Source organism: Spiroplasma sp. ChiS (assembly GCF_002968355.1).
Taxonomy (GTDB): Bacteria; Bacillota_I; Bacilli_A; order Mycoplasmatales; family Mycoplasmataceae; genus Spiroplasma; species Spiroplasma citri.
This window is the reverse complement of the sequence record NZ_PUUH01000309.1, coordinates 1-5,252: the sequence shown is the minus strand read 5'-3', so window position 1 is coordinate 5,252 and position 5,252 is coordinate 1. Positions and strand designations below refer to the sequence as shown.

Genomic DNA, 5,252 nt, shown 5'->3' with positions numbered 1-5,252 from the left:
TATTTGTTGAATTTCTTTTTTATAACCTTTTTTAATTAAATTTAAGTAAGTGAATGGGTCTAACCACTGATAAATATCTTCAACTTTATTAGTAATTTTTTTATATTTACCAGTAGTATATTCAATTGGTTTTAATACTGTTTGTTTAATTTGATTAACTCTATTAATTAAATTAACAAATTTACTTATTAATGGTTTATTTTCTAAATTAGAAACTAATAAGGTTAATATTCTTAAAATTAATAAATTCATAATTAAGTTTTTTTAGTAGCAGCAGGAACTGTAATTTCCATTCCTGTTGTTTCACCAGTTAATCAATTTGTACCAATTAAACTATATGGTACCGAAACATTATTGCTAAAATTACCCTCATCTCTATCATTAAATATTGAATGATCATAATCTAAAATATTAACAATATAATCTGAAGTTGTTAAACCAGCATTAAGTTTTTGAATTGCTTTAATAAAACCAGTATTCATTTCAGTAATTACATCTGCTTTTTTAGTTAAATCAGGAACATCACTATATCAAGGTGTTTTTAAAGTTCCAATATTATCTTTATTAAATTGTTTAATACTTATTTGATTTACTTTTTGTACTTTATAATACTGAACTTGTGAAACACCAGTTGCTTTATTTTTACCAGCAATATAAATATCAACATAAATATCTGTTGTAGTAATATCATAACTTGATGGTGAACCTTGATAATATAACGGTCATCAATCATAATCATCTGCTGTTAAACTTGCATCAACCGCTTTAACTGCTTTTAAAACTTTATCATTTAAAAGTGGTCTTAAATCTTCACTTGCTACTTTTTGAGGTACAATAATTCCTTTAATTATTTCATCATCTGTTAAACTATCAACATTTTTAATTTTATCGTGAATATCTATGGCGCTACTTACTTTGAATAAATTAAAGAAACTGTTCCACTATATTTATTTGGATTTCCAGTTGCTAATGCGCCAGTAGATGTAATATTAGAGAATGTTGCATCTCCAGTTTGATAATTAGTATTTTTTACTTTAATAGCAGTTTCTAATTCTGCTGTTGTTGGGGTATCACCCGCCATTGTAATTTTTCCTAAATTAGGTACTGTAATAACTGTTGATAAAGCAGGTTTACCAATAGTATAGTCAATCGGAACTCGGTAAGTTATATTTAAATTATTAATTGCTTGTGTAATTTCTGTTTGGGTTGGTTGTCTTTCTAAAATAATTTTACATGTTTTTGGATATAAAATTGTTGGTGTTGCATATTGAACTTTACCAATTCATTTAGGGTTAGCAGTATCATTATCTAAAACTTGTTTAATAGTATCCATATTAATTGGATATGCTCATACTTGTTTATTAATAATTAAACCATTTACATTAGTAAAATCATAACCTTTATCACGATTAACTTGTCCTTTTGTATATGTTTTTTCTAAATGAAAACTTTTAGATACTGGAATACCCATTGCTGTATTTTCATATAATTCACCATTAACCATTGCTTTTAATTGTGCTTGTGAACCAATTACTTTTAAATAAGCAGGTGTTAATCCTAAATAAGCTCTTCGCCCTAAAACCATAAACATTTTATCTGTTGGTAAACCAAAATATAAATTACTAATTTGATTAGTTAATTCAATTAAAGTTTCATTTAATGTAAAAAACGCACGATTAGCATCATCAGCATTATCTGCTGTATAAGTACGAAACGGAATTACTTCATATTGTCCATCTGCTAAACAATAATCATAAATACCTTGTATTAATTCACATTCTAAATTAACAAATTTATTTTGAACAACACTAGAAATAGCATCAGCAATAACACCATTTTTAATATTTTGTTCTAATAATGCTAAATCAAAAGCTTCATTCATTAATTTTAAATTAAATCTTTTATCAATAGGAACTGGAATTCTTGTTAATCCCATAGTTTGAGTTGTCCCACCATTTGGTAATGAATAATCATTTTGTCATACCACACGATGAGTTAAATTATATAATGCTTGTCCAGCATTAGGTAAATAAGCAACTTGTTCAGCAGTTGCTGTTGCATATTGCATAATACTTGCATATTCATTATATAAAGGTCCACGCAATAAAGCATTTACCATATCAACATATGCTTTTTGATCTGTTGTATTACCTTGTAATGTAAAAGGTACTTGTGGCACATTAATTGTTGCCATAATTTTCACTCCTTATTATCTAAGGTTTTTAAGTGTGAAATCAGTTAATTTTTTAACTTCATCAGGTGTATATGCACCTTTTTCTTTAATAGTTTCAATTTCATCATTTTTATTTTCAGTAGATTTTTCAATCATATCTTTAATAAAATTAGTTGGTGAAACTGATTGTTGTTCTTCAACAAACAAATCAGGTTTTAATTCTTTTAAAGTTTGCATTCTTTCACTTAAAGAATTACCACTAACTTTATCTAAATTAGTTTTAATATCTTCAATTTTAGTAGATGGAACATCTTTAAAAGCTTTTAATTCATCTAATTCATTAGCAACTTTTAAATACTCTTCTTTTGAAATAGTATCAGTTCTTTTTTGCAAACTTTCTCTAATTTGTTTYGCTTCATTATTAAATTCATTTAATATATTATCTGCTATTTCAGCACTTAAACCTTGTTCTATTAATTGTTCTTTTGTAATTGCCATTTTTATAAACCTCTCTTTTTTTATTCTTGTCCGATTAACAAGTCAGCATAAACTCTTTTTAAGGCGGAAAGCTTAAACCGGAAATACGCTTTTTTAACAAAAGATTAAACCATTACCTTTATTTTACACTATTATTTTATCAATACAATACTTTTTATATACAAATACTAAACAAATAATATAAAAGTGTTATAATAAAATTGAAATGAGGTAAAATAAATGACATTTTTAGATTTTTTAAATGAAATTAATATGAAAAGTAATTTAGTTATTTGTTTTAATAATAAACAGTATAAATTTAGTAAAAAAGAATATTTTAAAAGAGATAAATTTAATAATATTAATTTTTTAGTATATATACCGGATTTAGATAAATGTAAAATTGCTGATATTGAATTTCTAACCAAAGAATGAAATAACAATTTAAAAATTACATTAGTATAAAAAATCTAGCATTTTTGCTAGACTTTTTTTACTTAATTTCATAATTCTCATAAATTTTTATACATTCTTCTTTTGAAATAATTTTGTTTTCCATTAAAATTGAAATGAGGTAAAATAAATGACATTTTTAGTATTTCTATATGGAACAGTACTCAAATTGGACAAGAGGACATCCTGCTAAGATGTTAGGTCGGGTAACCGATGTGAGAGTTCAAATCTCTCCTGTTCCGCCATTTAATAAAAAGTAAATATAAAAAAGAGATTTAATATCTCTTTTTTTATTTTTTATTATATAATTTAACTAATAAATAAAGAAGGAGAATACAATGAAAAGATTATTAAGTATAATAGGTGCAATTACATTACTAGGAACAAGCACAACAAATGTAGTTGCTTGTAATGCACCACAAGAATATACACCCGAAGAATTAACAAAACTTAAAGAAAATAATAAAATAGATACAGCTGATGAAAATATTAAAAATAATTTAGAATGAATAGCACCACAAGAAAAACCATTTAATACAGTCGATAATAAATATTATTATGTAGTGTGGCGTGGTGATGAAAATGATAATTGAAGATTAATTAAACATAAAAATAATACACTCGATTTTATAGAAATTGATAATTTTGAAAAAGCAGATTTATGAAAAAGTAGCCCCTATAAATTTGGATCAGGACAAACATTAAATATTGCATGAACTTTTAAAGAAATTTATTGAGAAAATGATAATGGTACTTATTTTAAATATGTTTATCGTTGAAATTTAGATACACAAGAACCTAATTTAGATATTGATAAAGATGGCAATGTAAAAGTTAAAGAAAAATAAAAAAGAGATTTAATAATCTCTTTTTGTTTTTTTAATTTGGTTTAATTGTAATTTTAACTGGGTTATTATTTTTATTTCTAATACCTAAGACATTTGGGTTAGAAACATCCAATACAATATCTTTATTATTACCAAAATAATCTCAAACAATAACTAATTGAGCAGATATTACTTTTGAAAATCTAATTTTTAATTTCATATCATTTGTATAATATGCTTGTAGATATGTTTCTTTAATTTTATTTTTATCTTTATTAGATAATTTTGTTATTTGTAATAAAAATGTAATATTTCCATTATTTTTTTCAGTTATATAACTATTTGAATAATCTCCACTAGGTAAACCATTAGTATATGCAATAGGTTCAAATGTTTGAATTTCATTAGTTATATTATTTGTATACAAAGTTCTTATATTATCAAAATTAACTTTATCTATTTGTGAACGACCACTTTTTTTTAAAGTAATATTTGCTAAGGAACCAAAATCCTGATTACATGAATATTCTCCCGCAGATAAATTAATATTTCTATTAGGAATAAAATTCTCTATATTTGGCGGTCCACATTCAACTTGTAAATTACCTAGATTACTTATTTCTATTGTTTTATAAGCACTTTTAAATTTTTCAATACTTTGAATTGTTGGGTCAATTTGTCTTAAATCAATTTCAACTTCATAATAAGCATCTTTAAATTCATCAGAAAATATATTATTATAATAACCAGGATTATTTTTTCATTTACATTGTGCTGGTGCTGTAATTTTAGTTTTTAATGTTTGCACTACACCAGCGGGCATAATATCTTTGGTGTATGGTTTATAGTTATATGGTACTGGTGGAAGAACATATTGTGGGTAATTAAAGGTTGGTATTTCATAGTCGTGTGGTAATAAGAAACTAGTTTTATAATTAGTTGTCATATCACGTAAATAATTATTTAAAACACTTTTTGTTTTACCTCTGAAACTTCATACTGATAATCGTAAGTAATCTTCTTCATTATTTGTATATGGATTATCAGCATAAAAGATAATTTCAAAATTACCTTTATATAATGCTTGAATTGAAAACATATCAATTATATAACTACAATCAGTACCATCTGGTGTTTGTAAGAATTCGCAATCATTATCTTTTTCACTATCACTAACTGGTGTTTGAGCATCAACTGCTTTTGTTTTTTCATTAATTAGATAAACTCTGTTAGTTTTAGTATTTAATTGTTTTAAATTATAAGTTGAATAAACTAACTCACTTGTTGGTTTACCATCGTTAGTTAAAACTGTTTAAAACTGT

At 24.7% G+C, this 5,252-nt stretch carries 7 protein-coding genes and 1 tRNA gene; 3 read left to right on the top strand and 5 right to left on the bottom strand.

All coding sequences use genetic code 4. The annotated features are described in order from the left end of the window. From C6B38_RS08725 to C6B38_RS08710, 4 genes are all read right to left on the bottom strand, one after another. Positions 1–252: hypothetical protein (locus tag C6B38_RS08725; RefSeq protein ID WP_146693376.1), on the bottom strand; the 252-nt coding region annotated here is incomplete at its 3' end. A 2-nt stretch (positions 253–254) separates the two neighbouring features. Further along, entirely contained in the window at positions 255–482 is a 228-nt protein-coding gene (locus C6B38_RS08720; protein WP_105299330.1) for a hypothetical protein, read from the bottom strand. Positions 483–910: 428 nt separating this feature from the next. Continuing rightward, positions 911–2,194, bottom strand: coding sequence for a hypothetical protein (locus tag C6B38_RS08715; RefSeq protein ID WP_105299329.1), 1,284 nt, complete (start codon positions 2,192–2,194; stop codon positions 911–913). 15 nt (positions 2,195–2,209) lie between these two features. Beyond that, positions 2,210–2,671: a hypothetical protein gene (locus C6B38_RS08710; protein ID WP_105299328.1), complete on the bottom strand. Its 462-nt coding sequence runs from the start codon at positions 2,669–2,671 to the stop codon at positions 2,210–2,212. A 219-nt stretch (positions 2,672–2,890) separates the two neighbouring features. Here C6B38_RS08710 and C6B38_RS08705 point away from each other — a divergent pair, with 219 nt between their 5' ends. The 3 genes from C6B38_RS08705 (at position 2,891) to C6B38_RS08695 (ending at position 3,951) form a co-directional block, all read left to right on the top strand. Then, the gene (locus C6B38_RS08705; RefSeq protein WP_105299327.1) at positions 2,891–3,115 is read left to right on the top strand and encodes a hypothetical protein; all 225 of its coding nucleotides are present in this window, start codon (positions 2,891–2,893) and stop codon (positions 3,113–3,115) included. 142 nt (positions 3,116–3,257) lie between these two features. Further along, positions 3,258–3,348 (top strand) — tRNA-Ser (locus tag C6B38_RS08700). A gap of 93 nt (positions 3,349–3,441) precedes the next feature. Next, a complete protein-coding gene (locus C6B38_RS08695; RefSeq protein WP_105299326.1) occupies positions 3,442–3,951 on the top strand; it encodes a lipoprotein in 510 nt (169 codons plus the stop codon). 31 nt (positions 3,952–3,982) lie between these two features. Here C6B38_RS08695 and C6B38_RS08690 read toward each other — a convergent pair whose 3' ends face one another. Continuing rightward, a complete protein-coding gene (locus C6B38_RS08690) occupies positions 3,983–5,029 on the bottom strand; it encodes a hypothetical protein (RefSeq protein ID WP_105299325.1) in 1,047 nt (348 codons plus the stop codon). Positions 5,030–5,252 lie beyond the last annotated feature (223 nt).